The organism is Mesorhizobium sp. M0243, from assembly GCF_040321775.1.
In the GTDB taxonomy this organism is placed as follows: Bacteria; Pseudomonadota; Alphaproteobacteria; order Rhizobiales; family Rhizobiaceae; genus Mesorhizobium.
Map to the genome: position 1 here is coordinate 188399 of NZ_JAMYSF010000006.1, position 19649 is coordinate 208047.

At 64.7% G+C, this 19649-nt stretch carries 20 protein-coding genes and 1 pseudogene; 11 read left to right on the plus strand and 10 right to left on the minus strand.

All coding sequences use genetic code 11. From position 1 onward, the window contains the following. The first annotated feature begins 169 nt into the window (after positions 1–169). Complete coding sequence (locus tag NKJ11_RS10565; RefSeq protein WP_352774086.1) at positions 170–472, plus strand: hypothetical protein; 303 nt, start codon at positions 170–172, stop codon at positions 470–472. On the opposite strand, the gene NKJ11_RS10570 is transcribed toward NKJ11_RS10565, so the two are convergent. The 3 genes from NKJ11_RS10570 to NKJ11_RS10580 all read right to left on the minus strand — a co-directional run bounded on the left by NKJ11_RS10570 (position 449) and on the right by NKJ11_RS10580 (position 3088). Then, positions 449–1648, minus strand: coding sequence for an aminotransferase-like domain-containing protein (locus tag NKJ11_RS10570; protein WP_031213765.1), 1200 nt, complete (start codon positions 1646–1648; stop codon positions 449–451). The two genes, NKJ11_RS10565 and NKJ11_RS10570, sit on opposite strands and share 24 nt — an antisense overlap. 170 nt (positions 1649–1818) lie before the next feature. Next, positions 1819–2271 (minus strand): GNAT family N-acetyltransferase, encoded by a 453-nt coding sequence (locus NKJ11_RS10575; protein WP_352611183.1) that lies wholly within the window; start codon positions 2269–2271, stop codon positions 1819–1821. Positions 2272–2335: 64 nt separating this feature from the next. After that, positions 2336–3088, minus strand: coding sequence for a pyridoxamine 5'-phosphate oxidase family protein (locus NKJ11_RS10580; protein ID WP_164892969.1), 753 nt, complete (start codon positions 3086–3088; stop codon positions 2336–2338). A 35-nt stretch (positions 3089–3123) separates the two neighbouring features. On the opposite strand from NKJ11_RS10580, the gene pdxR reads away from it, so the two are divergent. Further along, positions 3124–4548 (plus strand): MocR-like pyridoxine biosynthesis transcription factor PdxR, encoded by a 1425-nt coding sequence (gene pdxR, locus NKJ11_RS10585; protein ID WP_352793249.1) that lies wholly within the window; start codon positions 3124–3126, stop codon positions 4546–4548. A gap of 50 nt (positions 4549–4598) precedes the next feature. On the opposite strand, the gene NKJ11_RS10590 is transcribed toward pdxR, so the two are convergent. Continuing rightward, positions 4599–5093, minus strand: coding sequence for a hypothetical protein (locus NKJ11_RS10590; protein WP_352554530.1), 495 nt, complete (start codon positions 5091–5093; stop codon positions 4599–4601). Between the two features lie 117 nt (positions 5094–5210). Here NKJ11_RS10590 and NKJ11_RS10595 point away from each other — a divergent pair, with 117 nt between their 5' ends. After that, positions 5211–5810 (plus strand): DUF922 domain-containing Zn-dependent protease, encoded by a 600-nt coding sequence (locus NKJ11_RS10595; protein ID WP_128304589.1) that lies wholly within the window; start codon positions 5211–5213, stop codon positions 5808–5810. Positions 5811–5891: 81 nt separating this feature from the next. Here NKJ11_RS10595 and NKJ11_RS10600 read toward each other — a convergent pair whose 3' ends face one another. Both NKJ11_RS10600 and NKJ11_RS10605 read right to left on the minus strand, forming a co-directional pair. Continuing rightward, on the minus strand, positions 5892–6950 hold the full coding sequence (locus NKJ11_RS10600; RefSeq protein ID WP_352793250.1) for a Gfo/Idh/MocA family protein: 1059 nt from the start codon (positions 6948–6950) through the stop codon (positions 5892–5894). 50 nt (positions 6951–7000) lie between these two features. Then, entirely contained in the window at positions 7001–7705 is a 705-nt protein-coding gene (locus tag NKJ11_RS10605; RefSeq protein ID WP_352793251.1) for an SDR family oxidoreductase, read from the minus strand. Between the two features lie 127 nt (positions 7706–7832). On the opposite strand from NKJ11_RS10605, the pseudogene NKJ11_RS10610 reads away from it, so the two are divergent. Beyond that, positions 7833–8731 (plus strand): annotated as a pseudogene (locus tag NKJ11_RS10610) (LysR substrate-binding domain-containing protein). On the opposite strand, the gene NKJ11_RS10615 reads toward NKJ11_RS10610, so the two are convergent. Then, complete coding sequence (locus tag NKJ11_RS10615) at positions 8728–9189, minus strand: Lrp/AsnC ligand binding domain-containing protein (RefSeq protein ID WP_023813853.1); 462 nt, start codon at positions 9187–9189, stop codon at positions 8728–8730. The pseudogene NKJ11_RS10610 and the gene NKJ11_RS10615 overlap by 4 nt on opposite strands. Positions 9190–9316: 127 nt before the next feature. Here NKJ11_RS10615 and NKJ11_RS10620 point away from each other — a divergent pair, with 127 nt between their 5' ends. Beyond that, a complete protein-coding gene (locus NKJ11_RS10620) occupies positions 9317–10312 on the plus strand; it encodes an ornithine cyclodeaminase family protein (protein WP_023813854.1) in 996 nt (331 codons plus the stop codon). A 354-nt stretch (positions 10313–10666) separates the two neighbouring features. On the opposite strand, the gene NKJ11_RS10625 is transcribed toward NKJ11_RS10620, so the two are convergent. Continuing rightward, a complete protein-coding gene (locus NKJ11_RS10625) occupies positions 10667–11284 on the minus strand; it encodes a helix-turn-helix domain-containing protein (protein WP_128306018.1) in 618 nt (205 codons plus the stop codon). Positions 11285–11421: 137 nt separating this feature from the next. On the opposite strand from NKJ11_RS10625, the gene NKJ11_RS10630 reads away from it, so the two are divergent. The 4 genes from NKJ11_RS10630 (at position 11422) to NKJ11_RS10645 (ending at position 14855) form a co-directional block, all read left to right on the plus strand. Continuing rightward, on the plus strand, positions 11422–12012 hold the full coding sequence (locus NKJ11_RS10630) for an FAD-dependent oxidoreductase (protein WP_352793252.1): 591 nt from the start codon (positions 11422–11424) through the stop codon (positions 12010–12012). 55 nt (positions 12013–12067) lie between these two features. Next, the gene (locus tag NKJ11_RS10635; RefSeq protein ID WP_352793253.1) at positions 12068–12514 is read left to right on the plus strand and encodes an ABC transporter substrate-binding protein; all 447 of its coding nucleotides are present in this window, start codon (positions 12068–12070) and stop codon (positions 12512–12514) included. After that, positions 12412–13539 carry an ABC transporter substrate-binding protein gene (locus NKJ11_RS10640; protein ID WP_352793254.1) on the plus strand — a complete coding sequence of 376 codons (1128 nt, stop codon included), beginning with the start codon at positions 12412–12414 and terminating at the stop codon, positions 13537–13539. Before NKJ11_RS10635 ends, NKJ11_RS10640 begins: the two co-directional genes overlap by 103 nt. 131 nt (positions 13540–13670) lie before the next feature. After that, on the plus strand, positions 13671–14855 hold the full coding sequence (locus tag NKJ11_RS10645; RefSeq protein WP_352611175.1) for a serine hydrolase domain-containing protein: 1185 nt from the start codon (positions 13671–13673) through the stop codon (positions 14853–14855). Here NKJ11_RS10645 and NKJ11_RS10650 read toward each other — a convergent pair. Beyond that, positions 14852–15565 carry a 3-keto-5-aminohexanoate cleavage protein gene (locus tag NKJ11_RS10650; RefSeq protein WP_352441261.1) on the minus strand — a complete coding sequence of 238 codons (714 nt, stop codon included), beginning with the start codon at positions 15563–15565 and terminating at the stop codon, positions 14852–14854. The two genes, NKJ11_RS10645 and NKJ11_RS10650, sit on opposite strands and share 4 nt — an antisense overlap. Positions 15566–15762: 197 nt before the next feature. On the opposite strand from NKJ11_RS10650, the gene NKJ11_RS10655 reads away from it, so the two are divergent. Then, positions 15763–15957, plus strand: a complete 195-nt coding sequence (locus tag NKJ11_RS10655) for a hypothetical protein (protein ID WP_023813860.1) — start codon at positions 15763–15765, stop codon at positions 15955–15957. 54 nt (positions 15958–16011) lie between these two features. On the opposite strand, the gene NKJ11_RS10660 is transcribed toward NKJ11_RS10655, so the two are convergent. Beyond that, positions 16012–18129: an EAL domain-containing protein gene (locus NKJ11_RS10660; protein WP_352630362.1), complete on the minus strand. Its 2118-nt coding sequence runs from the start codon at positions 18127–18129 to the stop codon at positions 16012–16014. A 396-nt stretch (positions 18130–18525) separates the two neighbouring features. Between NKJ11_RS10660 and NKJ11_RS10665 the strand changes: the two genes are divergently transcribed. After that, positions 18526–19596, plus strand: a complete 1071-nt coding sequence (locus NKJ11_RS10665) for a phosphatase PAP2 family protein (RefSeq protein ID WP_352611173.1) — start codon at positions 18526–18528, stop codon at positions 19594–19596. Positions 19597–19649: the final 53 nt, after the last annotated feature.

Here is a 19649-nt window from a genome sequence, read left to right on the forward strand (position 1 = left end):
GGTAAGAACCTTTGTTGGCCGCGGAGGTTCCACCCGAACAGAAAAATGCCAACGCCCGGTCGAAACCGCGGAATTCGAGCGGTGGAGGCGATTTCTTTCGCGAGACCACTCTCAGTTTGGAACTTTCCGCTCCGAACCGGGTTTGGTGGCGCGGTGGGAGGAATTGCGATTGGATTGTTTTCAGAGGCTCGAAGCGCTTGTCGACAGCGCCGGTGTCGACGATATCGAGGAAGCAACCGCTCTGCTGCGCCGGTTCAAGGGCAGGTCGCACGAGGTCGCGGCAGCCATAGATGAGTTCATGCTCGATTTCATGACGTTGGTCTTCGTCGTCGAAAACGGCGAAGAAGGTGTCGAAAAGCCGGTCCGCAAGCTCGCTCGCACCAGGCTTTCAAAGCTCGAGCGGCTGGTTAGTGCAATGGCGGAGGCAAAGCCGGCTTCCGGCGCCGGCCTATCCCTTCAGGATGGCGGCTAGCCTTGGAATGCCTTCGCTCACCGCGCGCCGGTCGGCGAGCGTGAAGGACAGCCGCAGCGTGTTGCGCCCGGTGCCGTCGGCATAAAACGCGCTGCCCGGCACGAAGGCGACGCGCGCCTCCTTGACCGCCCGCGCCAGAAGCTCGGTGGCGTCGGCCCCTTCCGGCAGCGTCACCCAGACGAACATGCCGCCTTCCGGATGGCTCCAGGTCACGCCTTCCGGCATGTGGGCTTCCAGTGCCGAGAGCAGCCCGTCGCGGCGCTCACGATAGGCGCCGATAAGTTTTTCCACCTGGCCGTCGAACACGGCTTCGGCGACGCGATGCATCACCACCTGGTTGATCGACGGGCTATGCAGGTCGGAGGCCTGCTTCATCAGCACCAGCTTCTCGACGATTTGGCGCGGCGCGCACACCCAACCGACCCGCATGCCCGGCGACAGGATCTTCGAGAACGAGCCGCAATAGAGCGTGCGCGCCTTGTCGATACCGCCGGACCTGATGCAGTCGAGCGCCAGGATCGGCGGCTCGCCTTCGCCGTCATAGCGCAGCGCGCGATAGGCGGCATCCTCGATGACGGCGATGTCGAGTTCGCCGGCAAGGTCGAGCACCGCCTCGCGCTGCTCACGGTTCAGCGTGTTGCCGGTCGGGTTGGCGAAATCCGGCACCAGATAGGCGAACTTGGCCTTGCCGCCATTTGCAGCCGCCGCCGCGCGATAGGCATCGGGCGTCATGTTGCCGCCGGCCGGGGTCAGCCGATCGTAGCGAGGCTCATAGGCGTTGAAAGCCTGCAGCGCGCCCAGATAGGTCGGCCACGTCACCAGCGCGGTATCGCCCGGCGACAGGAACAGTTTGCCGAGATAATCCAGCGCCTGCTGCGAGCCGGAGGTTATGAAGATGTTGGCCTCGTCACAGGCGACGCCGAGCTTGCCCATCTGCCCGGCGAGCCAGCGCCGCAACGGCAGATAGCCTTCCGAGACCTGGTACTGCAGCGCCGCACCCGCCTCGGCGCCGCCGAGCACCGAAGCATAGGCGTCGCGGATCGCCTCGGCCGGGAACAGCGCGGGATCGGGAATACCGCCGGCGAACGAGATTATGTCTGGCTGGTCGAGCAGCTTCAGGAGCTCGCGGATTTCGGACGCTTTCATGCGCGATGAGCGCGAGGCCAACAGATTCATAAGGGTCACGACACGCCTCCCCAGACGCTGCAATATAGGTCAACTTGACTGACCTATATCCCCTCTTGGTCGCGAGTTGAAGTATGCCTGAACGATTTCCCGAATGCGCCAGCGGTGGCGCGATGCTCGAACGCCGCGAGCCGTTCCACAAAAAGTGTGCAGCCGCCCGCCTATAGGCTCTTCTTGTAGCCGAGATGGCTACCGGTAAAGCCGAGGCTTTCGTAAAAGCGGTGCGCGTCCGCCCGCCCCTTGTCGGTGGTTAACTGGACGAGGCTGCAGCCCCGCGCCCGGCACGCGTCGATCGCCCATTCGATCATCAGCCTGCCGACGCCCCCCGAGCGACGGTGGCCGGCAACCCGAACCGCCTCGATCTGCCCGCGCCACGCGCCCTTGCGCGACAGGCCCGCAAGGAAAGATATCTGCAAGGTGCCGATCACCTCGCCGCCATCCACGGCCACCACCAGCAACTGATTGGGATCGGCGTCGATGGCGTTGAAAGCGTCGATATAGCCTTGTGCCAGCGGCAAGGAGGCGTCCTCGCGGCCGGCGCCAAGCGGATCGTCGGCCAGCATCGCGACGATATCAGGCAGGTCGGAGGCCTGCGCACGGCGGAAGGTGATCATGGTGTCGAGATATCGCGAGGCGGCGGCAGCGGCAAGATTTGAATACGCTCCCACTAGGCGCTGGCTAAACTTTGCCCTCATACGCTCGCTGCGCCCGCGTCAGCGCCTCATCGAGCCTCGCACCCTCGGCATATCTAGCCAGGTTTTGCGGCCGCACCGTCCCAGGCAGCAGCCTCGGACACGGCTCGGCGGCGCCGACCACCATCCGCACCGGGATGACGCCGGCCCACACCGGATGCCCGTAATCCTCCTCGTCGTCGGCGACGCCCTTAGCGCGCACCTTGGCCGATGCCTCTTCGATGCGCATGCCGATCACCGTCGTCGCCTTGGCCTCCTGCACCGAGATCGGCCGCAGGGTCTCGCTCCGGCCGGGGTAGAAGCGGTCGACGACGCCGGCCAGCGCCTTCAGTTTCTCATCAGGCTCATCGATGATCCGCGCCGTGCCGAAACACATCGCCGAGCGGTAATTGGCGGAATGGTTGAAGCCCGAGCGCGCCAGCACCAGCCCGTCGAGATGCGACACCGTGAGACAGGCCAGCGTGCCGCCGCGCAGATTGCGCAGCATGCGGCTGGCCGACGAGCCGTGCCAGTAGAGCATGTCGTCCTCGCGCCAGTGGATGGTCGGCGTGCAATAGGGCTGGCCGTCGAACGTATAGGCGACATGGCACAGCAGCCCGGCATCCAGCACCGCGAAGACTGCCGCATGGTCGTAGCTGCCGCGCTCGTGCAGGCGCTTGACACGGTTGCGGCTGGTGGTCGGAAAGCTGGCTGGCGTGTCGTTCACGGCTTGCATCCTTGGTTGTTGTCTGCCAACCATGCGCCATGACATTGGTTGATAAAAGAACCAATCTGATGAAGAAAAACCAGACCAATTTTCCGGATTGGTCGGCGCTGATCCCGGTCCTGCCGGGCGACGGCCCGCGCAGCCGCGAACTATATGCGGCGCTGCGGCGGCTGATCGAGACCGGCGCGCTGGCCGCCGGGGCCAAACTGCCGACCACCCGGGATCTCGCACAGCGCTTCGGCCTGTCGCGTTCGGCGGCGGTTGCCTGTTTCGAAATCCTGATCTCGGAGGGGTTTGCGGTTGCCAAGGTCGGCGCCGGCACCTTCGTCGCGCCTGACGTGCCGCATCTGCCGACAGCACTGGTCAAGCCGCGTCCGCCGGAGATCGACGCGGCGACCTCGCTGCCTTGCGGCCTTGGCGTGGCGGTGTCGGATCCGCGCACGCTCGATATGTTTCGCATCCTGTTGTCGCGCCACCTCGCCCGCCCCGGGCCGGAGCATTTCCGCTATGGCGACCCGCGCGGCGGCCTGCCGCTGCGCACGGCAATTGCAACTTATCTCAGGACCGCACGCGGCGTGCGCTGCGACGCCGGCCAGATCGTGCTGACTTCGGGCACGCAGCAGGGGCTGGATCTTCTGGTGCGTGCCGCGCTCAGCCCCGGCGATGCCGTCTGGATCGAAAACCCCTGTTACCCGATGGCGCAGGCCGTGCTGGCCGGCAGCGGCGCCAGGGTTTTTGGGGTACCGGTCGACGCGGAAGGGCTCGATCCCGAGATCGGCGAAAGCCTGTGCTCCAAGGCGCGCGCGGCCTATGTCACGCCCTCGCATCAATATCCGCTCGGCGTGACGATGACGATGCGCCGCCGTCTCGCTTTGCTCGACTGGGCGCGGCGCAACGATGCCTGGATCATCGAGGACGACTACGACAGCGAGTTCCGCTATGCCGGCCCACCGCTGACCTCGCTGCAGGGCATGGACGGTTCAGGCCGTGTCGCCTATCTCGGCACCTTCTCGAAAATCCTCTTCCCCGGCCTGCGCATCGGCTATGTCGTGGTGCCCGAAGCGCTGCTCGATGCCGTGATGGCGGTCAGGGCGCGCTCCGACCGCTTCCCCTCGACGCTGGCCGAAGGCGCGCTGACCGACCTGTTGAACGAAGGCCATTTCGCCGCCCATCTCAGGCGCGTGCGCCGCCGGGTGCAAGCCGCGCGCGACGTGCTGGTCGCCGGCCTCGAGGCGCATTGCGGCGATGCCCTCGAAGTAACCGTGCCCGAACAGGGGTTGCATTTGATGGCGACGCTGAAGCGCGCCGGGCCTGACACCGCGATCGTCGAGGCGGCGAAGGCGGCGGGTGTCGGCGCCAGGGCCTTGTCCTCGATGTTCATCGGCGGGGCGCCCCGGCAAGGTCTGGTGCTGGGTTTTTCGGGATTCTTGGATGAGGAATTGATTGCCGCGACGGCGCGACTGGGTGGGGTGGTTCGGCAGCAAGCCCGGTGAGCCAACGAGAACCGCCTCATTCCTGCGCCGGCATCGAACTGTAGAACCCCTCAATCCCCATCCGCTGGCCCGGCCTTGCCGCACTGCGCCAGCACCTTGCCGATGGCCGCGCTCGACCCCTTCAGTGGAAAGCTGATCTCCCCATATTTGGCCGCACTGACGCTGACATCGCCCTTCCCGCGCAACAGGTCGAGCAGCGGATCGGCTTTCGCCAGGTTGACCACGAAGTAATTGTACATGGCCTCCAGCTGCAGCGTCCTGGTCACCGTCTTGCCGTCGGCCTTGAACGCGAACGAACCGCTGATGCCAGGTTCCAGCTGCTGGCCGGTGGCACCGAGATCGTAGCTCAGCACCGGCGTGTCGAAACAGGTGAGCATCAGATGCGCATCGCCTTTCGGCCCGCCGCAGACCGAAGCCGTCAGCACGCTGCCGCCCTCGTCTTCCTCCATCTTGGCGCTCCAGCCACCGCACGACGCGGCAAACGCCGGCTGCGCGGCCTGCAGGATCGCCAAGGCACCAGCGACGATGAGATGTGCAACTCTCATGACTCCCCCAATTGACTGCCTCCAGGGCATTTGCAGCGCCCGTCGGCAGCATATAGGAAAAGCGATCCGATGGCATTGCCCCTTGCGGCAACCAGTCCTGTTTCGCGGAGAGTTGGATTGAAAGCCTGCGTTCGCCTGTGTCTGTCCTTTGTTGCCCTGCTGGCCTTGCCGCTCATCGCTCATGCCGAGTGGAAGCCGGTCGAGAAGATCGAGCCCTACGCGATCTCGGGCCGGTCCGGCGCCGAACTCTACCGCTCGATCGGCGAGAAAGGGCCAAAGCTCGGCATTGCCCGTGCCATCGCCTACACCAATTTCAAGCTGACCTGGGGGTTAAGGGACTACCGGCCCAGGGGCAAGGACTGCGTGCTGACGGCCGGGCGGCCGAAGCTGATCGTCACCTACACCTTGCCAAAACCCTCCGGCTCCCTGCCGCCCGCCGTCCAGAAGAACTGGGAAACCTTCATCGCCGGCGTCGCCGCCCATGAGAAGGTGCATGGCGCCAGCATGGTCCAGATGGTCCACGATATCCAAGCCGCTACGGACGGCCTGACCGTCGCCGACGATCCCAAATGCAGCAAGACAAGGGCCGAGGTGGTCAAGCGGCTCGACGCGATTTCGAAGGCGCGTGTGCAGGCAAGCCGAGATTTCGACCGCGTCGAATTCGGCGATGGCGGCAATTTGCAGAAACTGGTTTTTTCGCTCGTGACCGGCCCCTGACTGGCGCAGCCTCCAATCCGAAGTTGGCGGCAGTGCTATCTCGACCGCTGGCGCCCGCGCTCTCCGCCGCTTCGCCCCAGCTCACCGCGTTTCCGCACTCGCCCGCAGCTCCGCGCGCTTCTCGTCCGATACCACTGCCAGATCCAGCACCTGCTGCAATTCGGCGGCATGGCGGAAGGACGGTTCGGCTTGCACGCCGGATCGCACTGCGTCAGTGAAACGCTGGTAGTTGGTCGGCACCGTGCCGGCGTCGAGCTCTTCCCATATAGCGTTCTCGACGTTTTCGCCGATGCAGGCCTTGAGCGTCGAACCATCGAGATTGTGCACCACTTCGATGCCCCCCTTCTCGCCATAGATGCGCAGACGCAGCTCGTTGAGATGGCCTGTTGCCCAGCGGCTGGCATGCACCACGCCGAAGGCGCCGTTGGAAAAATCCAGCGTCATGGCGAAGCTGTCATTGGCGTCGAGCCCGTAGTCGCCGATGCGGTTGCCGGGCGCCTTGTCGAAGGCGCGCAGCCGGCAGAAGACATGGTCGATGTCGACCGCGGCGCCATAGCTGGCGAAATCGAGGATGTGGATGCCGACATCGCCAAGCACGCCATTCGAGCCGTGGCCGCGCGACAGGCGCCACAGCCATTTCGGATCGGTGCGCCAGTCGCCCCAGAATTTCGACACCAGCCAACTTTGCAGATAGGACGCCTCGACATGCCTGACCATGCCGATTTCGCCCGCCAGCACCATCTGGCGAGCCTTCTGCAGCGCGGCGACATTGCGATAGGTCAGGTTCACCATGTTGACGATGCCGGCAGCCTCGGCGGCATCGGCCATCTCGGTCGCCTTGGCGAAGTCTTCGGCCAGCGGCTTCTCGCACAGCACCGGCTTGCCGGCGGCGATCAGCGCCATGGTGGTCGGGTGATGGATGCGGTCTGGCGTGACATTGGCCACCGCGTCGAACTCGCCCCATGCCAGCGCCTCATCCAGCGCGGTAAAGCGGTTGGGAATGTCAAAGCTGTCGGCGAACTCGCCGACCCGTGCCGGATCGACATCGACCGCGCCGACAATGTCGACGCCCTCGATGGCGCTGAACCGCCTTGCATGTTCCTGCGCCATCCAGCCGGTGCCGAGTATCAAAAGCCGCATTCTTTGCTCCTTGGGGTGAGATGCCGGAATCCCCCTCCCGGTCGACGCCCTCAAATAGCGCGGATAATGCCGCCGTCGACCCGGATGTTCTGGCCGGTGATATAGCCGGCGCCTTCCGAAGCCAGGAAGGCGATGGTCGCGGCGATCTCTTCCGAGGTGCCGTAGCGCTGCATCGGCACGCTGTCGCGGCGCTCCTCGGTGGCCGGCAGGCTGTCGATCCAGCCGGGCAGCACATTGTTCATGCGCACATTGTCGGCTGCACAAGTGTTGGCGAAGATCTTGGTGTAGGCGGCAAGCCCGGCGCGGAACACGGCGGACGTCGGGAACATCGGGCTCGGCTCGACCACCCAGGCGGTCGAGATGTTGATGATGGCGCCGCCCTTCTGCTTGACCATCTGCGGCGCCACGATGCGCACCGGACGGATGACGTTCAGCAGATAGACATCCATGCCGGTGTGCCATTGCTCGTCGGTGATTTCGAGGATCGGCGCGCGCGGCCCGTGGCCGCCGCTGTTGACCAGCACGTCGATGCGGCCAAAGCGCTCCAGCGTCAGGTCGACGAGGCGCTGTAAATCTTCATTGGATTGGTTGGAGCCGGTGACGCCGAGCCCGCCCAATTCCCCAGCCAGCGCCTCGCCTTTTCCGGAAGACGAAAGGATGGCGACCTTGAAGCCGTCCGCCGCCAGCCGCTTGGCCGCCGCCGCACCCATGCCGCTGCCGCCGGCCACCACCACAGCTACTTTTTCTACACTCATCGGATTTTCCTCTCAGGGTTGGCGGGCACCGCAAACGGTGTTTTCGGGAGTTGAACGTCGATATAGCTGGTTTTCCACACCGGTTCGAACCAGAATGCTTGAAATCAACCTGTAGAAAAACTCCTGCATGCCCGAAGCCTTCCTCAGCCTGCCGCCATTGAATGCGCTGCGCGCCTTCGAAGCCTCGGCGCGTCATCTCAACTTCCGCATCGCGGCCGAGGAGCTGAACGTCACTCAAGGGGCGGTCGCCCAGCACATTCGCGGGTTGGAAGCCGATCTCGGCACAAAGCTGTTCGAGCGGCTGCCGCGCGGCCTGGCGCTGACCGATGAGGGCCGCGCCTATGTGCCCAACATCCGCCGCGCCTTCGACCTGATCTCCGAGGCGACGCTGCTGTTGCGTCCCGAACCGGCGCGGCTGACGGTCAGCGTGACGCCAAGCTTCGCCACCAAATGGCTGATCCCGAGGCTGCACGACTTCGTCGCGCACAACCCGCTTGTCGACCTGCGCGTTCTGGCCAGCGAGAGCCTGTCGAGCTTCCAGGCCGATGGCGTCGACATCGCGGTCAGGCAAGGCCGCCCGCCCTTCGGCGCTGGCTGATCGTCGACCTGTTGTTTCCCCAGCAGATCATCGCCGTCTGCAGCCCTGCCTTGCTGCCGGCCGGCACGGTCCAGATCGCGGCCACCGAAATCCAGCACCACGTCCTGCTGCACGATGCGCACAATCTGTGGCCGGAATTCATGGAAAAGGCGGTCGGCCTGAAGATGACGACCGAACTGAAACGCATGCGCTTCAACCAGACCAGCCTCGCCATCGATGCAGCCATCGCCGGCCAGGGCATAGCGCTGGCCAGCCGCTTTCTCGTCGCCGCCGACCTCGCCGCCCACCGGTTGGTTCAGCCCGTCAGCGGTGAAATGCGCGGCACGCAGGATTTTTATGTCGTGATGCCGAGAAAGCAGCGGCACCCGGAGCCGACGCAAGCGGTGCGGCAATGGCTGCTGGATGCGGGGGAACGGCCGCCGGTCTAGATCGGCAGCAGGGCGTCGGGCTTCACATTGGCGATCGAAGCGTAGGTGTGTGTCTCCCGCACCCCGGGCAGCGGCAGGATGACCCGCTGCAAAAAATCCTGGAACATCGCCATGTCGGCGATGCGCGCCTTGACCAGATAGTCGAAGCCGCCGACCACCATGTGGCATTCGATGATCTCGGGCGCCCGCAGAACCGCCTCGGCGAAGCGGTCGAAGACATGCGGCGCCGTGTGGTCGAGCCGCACCTCGATGAAGACGAGCTGCGCCTGCCCGATCCGAGCAGGATCGAGCACCGCGCGCACGGCGCGGATGAAGCCTTCGGCGAACAGCCGCTTGACGCGCTGCGTCGCCCCGGTCGGCGACAGGCCGACCCGCCGCGCCAGATCGAGCGTCGTGCGGCGGCCGTCCTCCTGCAACAAACGCAGCAGCGAGCGGTCGATACGGTCGAGATCGTCCATTTCAGGATTCACGCTTTGTGAGCCGGGCACGCGTGATAGTCACGCCAAAATAACGAAAACAGCATATTTCATCACGCTGATAGATCGCAATACCGTTGTCGTGCAACCCATAACGAAAGCGGATTCCATGACATCAGCGATATCGACCTCCCGCAGCGCCCAGGCCAAGGGTGACACGCCCGTACTCATCCTGAGCGAGGCCGAGGTGAAAACCTGCATCGACCTGCGCCAGCTTCTCGACGTGCTCGCCGGCGGCTTCAAGGCCTTGTCCGGCGGCAAGGTGGTCAATCCGGCACGGCCGCAGCTCGACATTCCGCAGGTCGGCTATTCGCTGGCGATGTCGGCATGGATGGCAGGCATGCATCTGACGGTGAAGATCGTCAACGTCTTCGAGGGCAACGTCGCCAGAGGCATCCCCAGCCACCTCGCCACCATCCATCTGTTCGATCCGCAGACCGGCATGCCGGTCTGCGTCATGGACGGCACCTACATCACCGCCGTGCGCACCTCCGGCTCCGCCGTGCTCTCGGTGCGTGAACTCGCCCGCCGCGACGCCAAGGTCGCGACGGTGGTCGGCGCCGGTGTGCAGGCCGGCCAGCATCTCAATCTTCTGCCGCTGGTGCGCGACTTCACCGAGATCCGCGTCGTCTCGAAGGAATTCGCCGATGCGCAGGCGCTTGCCGCGCAGCATCCCGGCGTCGTCGCCGTCGCCGATATCGAGGCCGCGGTGCGTTCGTCCGACGTCGTCTGCCTGGCAACGCATTCCTATGCGCCGGTGATCTCGGCCGACTGGGTGCGGCCCGGCACTCACATCTCATCGGTCGGCGTCGCCCCGCCCGGCGGCGAACTGCCGGTCGAGCTTATCGGCAGGGCCAGCCTGTTCGTCGAGACCAGGGAGGCCTTTGCCCCGACGCCGGTCGGCTCCTGCGAACTCGCTGACCTCGATCCGCAAACCGGAACCGAGCTCGGCGACATGCTGCTCGGGCGGCGGCCGGGACGGGTTAGCGCCGATCAGGTCACCGTCTACAAGGCCATGGGCGTTGCTATGGAGGACATGGTGGCGGCCGATCTCGCCTATCGCGAGGCGGTTCGGCGGGGAATGGGGCGTGTGGTTGCGATGTAGTGGGGGCTCAATTGTCGAAGCCAGCGCCGCCCGTCAATAGGATCGTCCTTCTCCCCGTTTACAGCAGGGCTATCGCATATGGATTCTTGCGAGGAAGAACCCCCACCCTAACCCTCCCACAACGGGGAGGGAACGCTGCCGCGTGCCTTCCATTCTTCTTGGCGCCGAAAGACAGGCGATTCTCCTGGGTCAGCGCCAACGGAAGTCTCCCTCCCCCTTGTGGGGAGGGGTTAGGGGTGGGGGTCCGTGCCGGGCAGACATCTCAGGAATTCCATGTGCGATAGCCCTGCCCTTGCGGGGAGAAGATGGCGGCAGCCAGATGAGGGGCGGCGCAGCCATCGAGAATGTTAGTCCCTACCCCTCCACCGTCTCCAGCACGCTCAGCAGCGTGCCTTCCATATCAGGCTCGTCGCCGGAGCAGACGCACAGCATCTCGGCGTCGCCCTCGCCGACCGAGAGGTAGGCATGACCCATGGTGGAATCGATGTAGACGCTGTCGCCCTGTTTCAGCCGCACCGGCGCGTACTGGTCGGTGTGCAGTTCGATCTCGCCCTTAAGCACGATCAAAAATTCCTCGCCGGCATGCCTGGTCAGCGGGCCGAATTCCTGCGGCGTGCGGGCGCGTGCATAGGCGTGGATCGGCACCATGCGCTTGCGCACCAGATCGGTGGCCAGATAGCGGTAGTCGTAGTTGCGGGTCAGCTGGCGCAGCGTGTTGGACTGCGAAGTCACCGAACGACGGGTGCGCGCGGCCGGCTGCTTGCGGTCGCCGCTGAGCAGCTCGGTGACATGGATGTTCAGCCCCTCGCAGATCTGCAGCAGCTTGTCGTAGCTCAGCGACATCTGGTCGTTCTCGACTTTGGACAGCGTCGACACCGCGACGCCGGTCAGCGTGCTGACCTCCTGCAAGGTCCAGCCATGCGTTTTCCTCAAGCCGCGCAGACAATCACCGAGGTTCGGTTGCTCCGACATCGTCAGCTCCGTTGCGCGGCCCATCGAGCCGCCAGTCCACCCTAGGTAGTCCAACTCTCTGCCGCCATCAACAACACCAACAATTTTCTTATACGCTAAATATTGACTGGATACGAAATTATTTCTACCCCTAGGGCATGCAATCCAAGTCTATCCAAAAAATCGTCGTCATCGGCGGCGGCATTGCCGGCCTTTCGCTGGCGGCTGCCGTGCAGCCCTGGGCCGAGGTCACAGTGCTCGAGCGCGAGCCGCATCTCGGCTATCACGCCAGCGGCCGCTCGGCCGCGCTGTTTTCAGAAACCTATGGCAATGCACTGGTGCGGGCGCTGTCGCTGGCCAGCCGACAGGCGATCATCGATGGCGGCTTCGCCGCCCACCGGCGCGGCGCGCTGCACGTCGGCGGTGTCGAAGACAGTGCAGCCGCGATCGCCGTCGACCGCATCGAACAGGCGACGTCGCTGCGCATCGGCCGTCCGTCGACGCCCTGGGCGGGCCTGCGCACCTTTTCGCCTGACCGCACGCCGGTCATCGGCTTCGACCCTCGCCTGCCCGGCTTCTTCTGGCTTGGCGGCCAGGGCGGCTACGGTTTCCAGGTGTCGCTGACGCTGGCGCGGCTGGGCTCAGTGCTGCTGCGCGGCCAGCCGCTGCCGGACGATCTCACGGCACGCGGAATCACGTCCGCCGCGCTTGCGCCCAACCGTTTCATCACCCCGGCGGCGACGCCATGAACTTCACCGGCCTGCCCTTCCCTCAACCCGTAAAGTGTCATCAGGAGCGTTTGCGATGAAATCCGTTCTGCGCGCAGTGCTTACCTCGTCCCTGCTGGCCTCATCCGTCCTTCTCGGCGGACAGGCCTACGCCAAAACCCTGGTCTATTGCTCGGAAGCCAATCCCGAGACCTTCAACCCGGCGATCGGCACGGCGGACTCCACCATGGATGCCGCCGCCAAGACGATCTTCAACCGGCTGGTCGAGTTCAAGCCTGGCACGACCGAGGTCGGGCCGGCGCTGGCCGAAAGCTGGGAGGTCTCAGCCGAAGGCAAGATCTACACATTCCACCTACGCCACGGCGTGAAATTCCAGTCGAACGACCACTTACACCGTCGCGCGAGTTCAATGCCGACGACGTGCTGTACACCTTCAACCGCCAGCGCGACGCCAGCAATCCCTACCACAAGCTCGGCGGCGGCGCTTACGAGTATTTCAACGCACTGGGCATGGGCACGCTGATCGACAAGATCGACAAGGTCGACGACTACACCGTGCGCTTCACGCTGACGGCTGCCAATGTCACCTTCCTGCCCGGCATTGCGCTCGACTATCTCTCCATCCTGTCCCTGGAGCAGACCGAAAAGATGGTCGCCGCCGGCACGCCGGAACTGATCGATAGCGAGCCCGTGGGCACCGGCCCGTTCGTGCTGCAGGCCTATGTCCCCGACAGCCAGATCCGCTACGCCGCCAACAAGGATTATTGGCGCGGCGCGCCGAAGATCGACACTCTGGTCTTCGCCGTTACGCCCGAACCGACCACGCGCGTCGAGCGTCTCAAGGCCAATGAGTGCCAGGTCGCCGCCCCGCCCCCGCCAAGCGCCGTCGCCGATTTGCGCACCGATCCCGACATCACCGTGCTCGACCTCAAGGGCCAGAACATTGGCATTCTCGGCTTCAATGTCGAACATCAGCCGCTCGGCGATGTGCGCGTGCGCATGGCGCTGGCCAAGGCCGTCGACCGCAAGGCGATCGTCGACGCCGTCTATGCCGGCGCCGGCACGGTCGCCGGCAGCGTCGTGCCGCCGGCGCAGATCGGCGCCGTCACCGATGCCGGCATCGACTATGACCCGGATGGCGCGAAGGCGCTGCTGAAGGAAGCCGGCCACGAGAGCGACCTGAAAGTCAGCCTGTGGGCGATGCCGGTATCGCGGCCGTACAATCCCAATGCCAAGCGCATGGCCGAGATGATCCAGGCCGACTGGGCGAAAGTCGGCGTCAAGGCCGAGATCGTCAGCTTTGAATGGGGCGAATATCTCAAGCGCACCGCGGCGGGCGAACAGGACGCCTACCTGCTCGGCGGCAGCAGCGACAATGGCGACCCCGACAACATGCTGAGCTACCTGCTGTCCTGCGACGGCGTGAAGGGCGGCTCCAACCGCTCGCGCTGGTGCGATCCGGCCTTCGAGAAGCTGCTGCAGGACGGCCGCGTCGCCGCCGATCCGAAACAGCGCGCCGACATCTATGCCAGGGCCAAGCGATCCTGAAGGTCGAGGTGCCGGTGGCGCCGATCGCCCATTCGGTGGTGGCGATCCCGATCCGCAAGAGCGTGCTCAACTACGTGCTCGACCCCTTCGGCCGGCAGAACTTTGCCGCTGTCGATATGGCGGAGTGAAGCTTGGCGACCCTGCCCTCGGGCTCGGCCCGAGGACGCACCGACATCATCTATGAAACCAGCAATTTAGCGGCGAAAGCAGAATCCATGTGTGAAGACCTGAACGCCCTCCTCAAGACCTATCTCACCGATGGCGCGGTAGGCGCATCACTCGCATACTCCACTGGCGCCGCACCAACCCCCCTGACCGCCGGCCTCGCCGACCGGGAGCATGGCATTGCCGTCTCGCCTGAACGCCTGTTCAAGATCGGCAGCTGCACCAAGACCTTCGTTGCCGCGGCCCTGGCCAAGCTCGCCCAGGACGGCAAGCTCGATCTCGGAGCGCCGATCTCCGGCTGGTTTCCTTACCTGCCGGAAGCAAAAGACATTTCGGTGCGCCAGTTGATCAACCACCGCAGCGGCCTGCCGGAGTTCGAATATTACATTCCGATGGATCCGAGCCGGCAATGGACGCCGCGGCAACTGGTCGACATCGCCTTCGCTTCCGACAAGCAGAAGGCGCCGGGCGGACCCGCCGTCTACAACAACACCGGCTATGTGCTGGCCGGCATGGTGATCGAGGCGGTGACAGGCCAGTCGCTGGGCGGCTATGTCAGAAGCGCGGTGCTGCAGCCGCTCGGCTTGGAGAATACCTGGTCGCCGGCCACCGAAGCCTTTCCGGAAAAGTCGATGGTGCGTGGCTACTACCACCGCCCCCCGCCGCCGGCGAATGCGCCCACCGACATCGCCTCCGGCGGCGAGATGTGGCGCGTGGACGGCGTGCTGCGCTACTCCGACGAATTGCAGGATTCTTCCGATTCCTTCCCGTTCGGCGCCGCTTATGGCTGCGGCGACATGGTGTCGACGCCGTCCGACATGGTGAGCTTCATGCGCGGTCTCTTTTCCGGCAGAGTGCTGTCGCCGCCGTTCTTCGCCGAGATGTTCGAACACCGCGTGCCAGCGAGTTTTCCGGGCACCCGCATGCGCGAGACCGGCGCCGGCATGTTCCAGAGCGACTACGCCAACCGCGCCTTTTACGGCCACCAGGGCAGTATCCCCGGCTACGTCGCCGTCATGCTGCATGACCCGATCTCAGAGCTGACCATCGCCATGACCAGCAATGTCGGCTCCGGCAACCGCCTGTCCTTCCAGGCCAGCGGCTTGCATCCGGTGGTGGATAAGGCGATCCAGATCATTCTGGAAAACTAGCCGCGAAAGATCGCCACGGCGGCAGCGATGATCGCCGCGTTATCCTTCGCCACAGTTCCATCGGCGAGCGTCTTGCCGTCTTCCAGGCCGACCCGTGTCGACCAGCGCTTGCGATACGCAAGCTCGACGAGGGGCCAGACAGTTGTGTCGACGCCATGCAGCAGGATCGACCGCCGCACCCCTGCGCGATCGAGCACCGTGGCGATGCCGTGTGCCTCGTCGAGTGCCACGGACAGATCCGGGATGTCGATCTCGATCAAGATGCGCAGCACCCGGTCGTGGTCGGGAAGCGCCACGAAGCGCTCAGCGTCGGCGACGGTGGCAAGCCCGGCCTCGATGCCGACGCCACGCTGGCGCAACAGCTCCATCACGCGAGGCGCATCCACCTCCGACAGATTGACCGATGCATAGTCGGGCAGTTCCCGCCAGCCGGAGATCGCCGCACGGGTCCGCTCGACATCGTTCTCGATCCAGGCGCCCGTCGACACGCCTATAAGCGTGCCCGGACAGGCCTGACGCACCGCCAGCACGGTGGCATCGACGGCCGCGAGGCTTTCGCGCCCGTCAAGGCCGCGCGGGTGGATGTGCAGTTCGGAGGCACCCGCGGCGACGCAGGCGGCGGCATCGCCGGCCATCGCCTCGGCAGTCAGCGGTAGCGCGGGATGGAAATCGCGCGGACGCGCGCCGTTGATGCAGGCCTGGACGATCATCGGTCTCACCTCGGACAAGGGAGCCGACAGTCTAGTCGCGCGGCAAGGCACCGCAAAGAGTTGGGTGGCGTCACTCCTGACAGCGCATCTGCCGCGCCCTGTTTCTGCGGCATTTGAATAAAAGCCGCTTGTGGATATTTACCCCGCGTTCCCTCGTCTCCGGCAAGGTCTTCTAGGGCGGGATCATGGAGGGACCATTGACCAGCGATTTTTCAGCCGCCCGCATCCACCTCGAACGCGCCTATCATTATCTGCAAGGCAACGACGAGACGAGTCGCACGGCCTGTGAAGCGCTCGATCTGTTGATCGAAGCGGTGACGGAGGCGCAGCACAGGCGACCCGAGGCTGGAGTGCTGGAGTTTCCGCAATCAACGGCGCGGCGAACCGGATAGACTGTGGCGAGTTTCAGGTCAGTCCGGCCTGGCCTGAAACTCGCCGCACCCGGATCACGATGCCTTGCGGGCCGCCGCTCCCTTGGTCGCACGCACGACAATCCGCTCCAGCGGCTCCGGCCGGTGCAGCAAAAATCCCTGGCCGAAGGCGACGCCCATGTCGCTCAACATGGCCAGCGTGTCCTGCCGTTCGATCTTCTCGCCGACCACGTCACAGCCGAGGCTGCGGGCGATGCTGGTGATGGCCAGCACGATCTCGCGGTCGAAACGGCTTTGCGTGATGTGCTCGATGAAGGAACCGTCGATCTTGATCGCGTCGACGGGGAACCGCCGGAGATATTCGAACGAGCTCATACCAGCGCCGAAATCATCGAGGCTGACTCGGCAGCGCCGCTCGCGCGCCTTGCGCACAAACTGTTCGGCGGCGTCGAAATTGGTGACGGCGGCGGTTTCGGTGATCTCGAAGCCGATGCCCGAATGCGGCGCCCCGGTTTCTTCTATGACGTTGTCCACGAAGTCCCAAAGCTGCGGGTCGCTCAGCGTCTGCGCCGACAGATTGAAGCCAAGCGTCAACGCCCCCGAACGCAAGGCGGCACCATGCCGCGACAGCGCGGTGCGGATGATCCAGCGGTCGAGCCGCGACGCGATGCCGAACCGCTCGGCCACCGGAATGAACTCGCCGGGTGGCACCAGCCGGCCGTTGCGGGCGGCGAGCCTGGCCAACACTTCGACATGGCGGCTTTCCAGCCAGGGACGGCCCAGCCGATGGATTTCCTGGCCAAACAGCTTCAGCCTCCCGTCTTCCATGGCATCGACCGTATCGGCGACGACGCGCGCCGCGTTGAGGCCACCCGAACCCGATGCCGTATCGGTGGAGAAGACGGCAAATCGGTTTCGCCCGGCGGCCTTGGCCGCGTAGCAGGCGTCGTCGGCGCAGGCCAGCGCGTCGGCCACCGTCGTGTTTGCATCATCGACGAAAGCGATGCCGATCGAGGCCGCCAGCTTGCGCGACGTGGCCGTCGATCCTAGTTCGGCATCGCGAACCGCTGCAAGTACCGCGTCGGCCAGCCGCCCGGCCTGCGCCGTATCGCAATTGGGCATCAGCAGCGCGAACTCGTCACCGCCCAGGCGCGCGGCATGCGCCGTCGGGGGAAGGCAGCCCAGAATGCCTTGGGCAACGCTTTTCAGTGCCAGGTCGCCGGCCGCGTGGCCGGCAAAATCATTGAGCGCCTTGAAGTAGTCGAGATCGACATAGAACACGGAGAGCGGCAGCCGCTGCGCGGCCGCGATATGATCGGCCAGCAGCCGGTCGAACGCGGCACGGTTCCAGAGACCGGTGAGCGCATCGTGGCGGGCCGCATAGGCAAGTTCCTGCTCACGCTGCTTGTCTTCGGTGATGTCGCGCACCGTGCCCAGGATCTGCCCCGCCAGCCGGCGGTCCGGGATTTGCGGGTCGGCGATGAAACGCAGCAGGGATTCTATGTGCCGGACCTCTCCGTCGCGTCGGACGATGCGGTATTGCACCGCGGTGACCTTGTCCGTTTCGAGCGGCACCAGATGTGCGCGCGACGCGGCCTCCTTGTCGTCCGGATGCAGATAGCCGAACCAGTGGTCGCGCTCGACTTCGGCGGTGTCGGAGACAAGCCCGAAAATCTCCCTGGTGCGTTCGTCCCAATAGCTTTTGCCGGTGGCGAGGTCGTGGTGCCAGATGCCGGTACCGCTGGCGGCGAGCGCCAGGCGGAAGCGCACATTGACCTGCTCGAGTTCGGCTTCTGCGGCTTTCTGCTTGGAGATGTCGGTCTGCACACCCATCAGCCTGAGCGGCTTTCCCATCGCGTCGCGCTCGACGACGCCGCCGCGATCGAGCACCCACACCCAGTGTCCCTGCTTGTGCTTCAGCCGCAATTCGGTCTCGATGGTGTCGGTCAGGCCGGCAATGTGGCGGTCGCCGCTGGCCAGCGCCCGCTCGCGGTCGTCAGGATGGGTCAGTTGCAGCCACAGGTCGCTGGTGTCGGCAAGTTCGCTCTCATCGTAGCCCAGCATCCGCGCCCAGGTCGCGGAATAGAAGCAGTCGCCGGTCACAAGATCCCAGTCCCAGACGCCAAGATGGGCGCGCTCCAGGGCCTTGGCCCAGAACGTTCCATTGCGACTTTTCTTGCCCTGACGCGCCATCGTCTGCTTCGCCTGCTCCACCGCGGGGCAATCTGCGGCAAAACCAGAGAAGAAACAGTTACCGCGGCGATGGCGGGCTGCTTTGTTGGCTCCCCGCCTGCCGCCTCTGCTCTTCGATTGGCCGGCAAGAACCGGAGTTTCGCATCGGCCGGATCTTCCTAGTCATGGCTCCAGGTCATCGGCCAATCCGATGATCCCGGATCATCGGCGGCGCCGATGAGCCCATGCAGAGACAAAGAGGGCGGCGCAACGCTTTCGTAAACAGACTCTTTGCCAACAGGCATCTATCGGTCTAATATTTGGAGATCTATTCGCACACAAGTGTAACCTGATGGTAATATATCGCCTGCGAAATAATCCAATTATTTTTCTGGACAACTGGCGGGATGTCCTTCGATGAGTGAGCACACAGGTCAGCACGGCAACAATCGCCGCCCAGCTGCCATCCTTGACCTCGACATCGCGACAACCAGGAGCGGCTGGCTGCTGGTTGCCTTGTGTCTGACCTATGCCGTGACCGCTGTTTGCCTGCAGCCGGACCGCTACCTGCATCTGGCGCAATCCTATGCCAAGCCGTTCGCCTTTTTCCTGCCCGCGCTTCTGGCGGCGGGCCTTGGTGTGGCGGGGCTGGCATTTGCCCGGCATGCGCCGACGAGGTTCATCCTCGGCGTACTCAGGCACCGCTGGCTTGCAGCCGCACCCGTCATCTTCTTGTTCTTTCTCGGCGTCACCGCATTCACCACCTTGAAGGTCGCCATCCCGGACATGGTGCCGTTCTACGCCGACCGCGCCCTGGCGGACCTCGATCTTCGGCTGCATGGCGCCGATCCCTGGACATGGGCGCACAGCATCGTTTCCGAACCGGTGTCGGTCGTCATTTTCGCCGGCTATGGTTATGGCTGGCTTCTGCAATGGTTCGGCGCCGTGCTCTTCGTCGCCTTCTGGAACAATCCGGTCGGGCGTTTGCGCTACCTATGGGCATTTGCGCTGACCACGATGCTGTGCGGCACCGTTCTTGCGACCCTGCTGTCGTCCGCCGGCCCGATATTCCACGACCAAATCTACGGCGGCGACCGGTTTGTCGCGCTGCAGGCCGCCCTGGCGCAGAAGGGCTACGGCGCGTCGGTCCATCTGTACGCCGATTATCTGTTTACAGCCTACCAGAGTGGCCGCCCGGAACTCGGCGGCGGCATCTCGGCCATGCCCAGCATGCATGTTGCGATCGCCACGCTCAACGCATTCTTCCTGACCCGATTCGGCCGCCGGTGGGCAACCGCCGGCTGGTCCTTCGCGGCCTTCATCCTGTTCGGTTCGGTTTACACCGGCTGGCACTATGCCGTGGATGGCTATCTCTCGATCCTTGTCGTGTCCCTGCTCTGGTATGTGACGGGACGCCTCGTCTTGCCGCCGCAAGCGAGCCGGGATACCGCCGAGGTGGGATTGGCGATCCCGGATCAAGCGGCATAAAGACCGTACCTGCCTGACGCCGCGAGGAGCGCCAGCGGCACGCACCTCCCCGG

Excerpts from the sequence above, each read along its gene's own strand:
- NKJ11_RS10605 (WP_352793251.1), bottom strand. The coding sequence starts at position 7,705 with ATGAGTGTAGAAAAAGTAGCTGTGGTGGTGGCCGGCGGCAGCGGCATG.
- NKJ11_RS10630 (WP_352793252.1), top strand. The coding sequence starts at position 11,422 with ATGCAATCCAAGTCTATCCAAAAAATCGTCGTCATCGGCGGCGGCATT.
- NKJ11_RS10570 (WP_031213765.1), bottom strand. The coding sequence starts at position 1,648 with ATGAATCTGTTGGCCTCGCGCTCATCGCGCATGAAAGCGTCCGAAATC.
- NKJ11_RS10660 (WP_352630362.1), bottom strand. The coding sequence starts at position 18,129 with ATGGCGCGTCAGGGCAAGAAAAGTCGCAATGGAACGTTCTGGGCCAAG.
- NKJ11_RS10580 (WP_164892969.1), bottom strand. The coding sequence starts at position 3,088 with ATGGTTGGCAGACAACAACCAAGGATGCAAGCCGTGAACGACACGCCA.
- NKJ11_RS10620 (WP_023813854.1), top strand. The coding sequence starts at position 9,317 with ATGACATCAGCGATATCGACCTCCCGCAGCGCCCAGGCCAAGGGTGAC.
- NKJ11_RS10590 (WP_352554530.1), bottom strand. The coding sequence starts at position 5,093 with ATGAGAGTTGCACATCTCATCGTCGCTGGTGCCTTGGCGATCCTGCAG.
- NKJ11_RS10650 (WP_352441261.1), bottom strand. The coding sequence starts at position 15,565 with ATGATCGTCCAGGCCTGCATCAACGGCGCGCGTCCGCGCGATTTCCAT.
- NKJ11_RS10575 (WP_352611183.1), bottom strand. The coding sequence starts at position 2,271 with ATGATCACCTTCCGCCGTGCGCAGGCCTCCGACCTGCCTGATATCGTC.
- NKJ11_RS10635 (WP_352793253.1), top strand. The coding sequence starts at position 12,068 with ATGAAATCCGTTCTGCGCGCAGTGCTTACCTCGTCCCTGCTGGCCTCA.
- pdxR (WP_352793249.1), top strand. The coding sequence starts at position 3,124 with ATGAAGAAAAACCAGACCAATTTTCCGGATTGGTCGGCGCTGATCCCG.
- NKJ11_RS10625 (WP_128306018.1), bottom strand. The coding sequence starts at position 11,284 with ATGTCGGAGCAACCGAACCTCGGTGATTGTCTGCGCGGCTTGAGGAAA.
- NKJ11_RS10600 (WP_352793250.1), bottom strand. The coding sequence starts at position 6,950 with ATGCGGCTTTTGATACTCGGCACCGGCTGGATGGCGCAGGAACATGCA.
- NKJ11_RS10615 (WP_023813853.1), bottom strand. The coding sequence starts at position 9,189 with ATGGACGATCTCGACCGTATCGACCGCTCGCTGCTGCGTTTGTTGCAG.
- NKJ11_RS10665 (WP_352611173.1), top strand. The coding sequence starts at position 18,526 with ATGAGTGAGCACACAGGTCAGCACGGCAACAATCGCCGCCCAGCTGCC.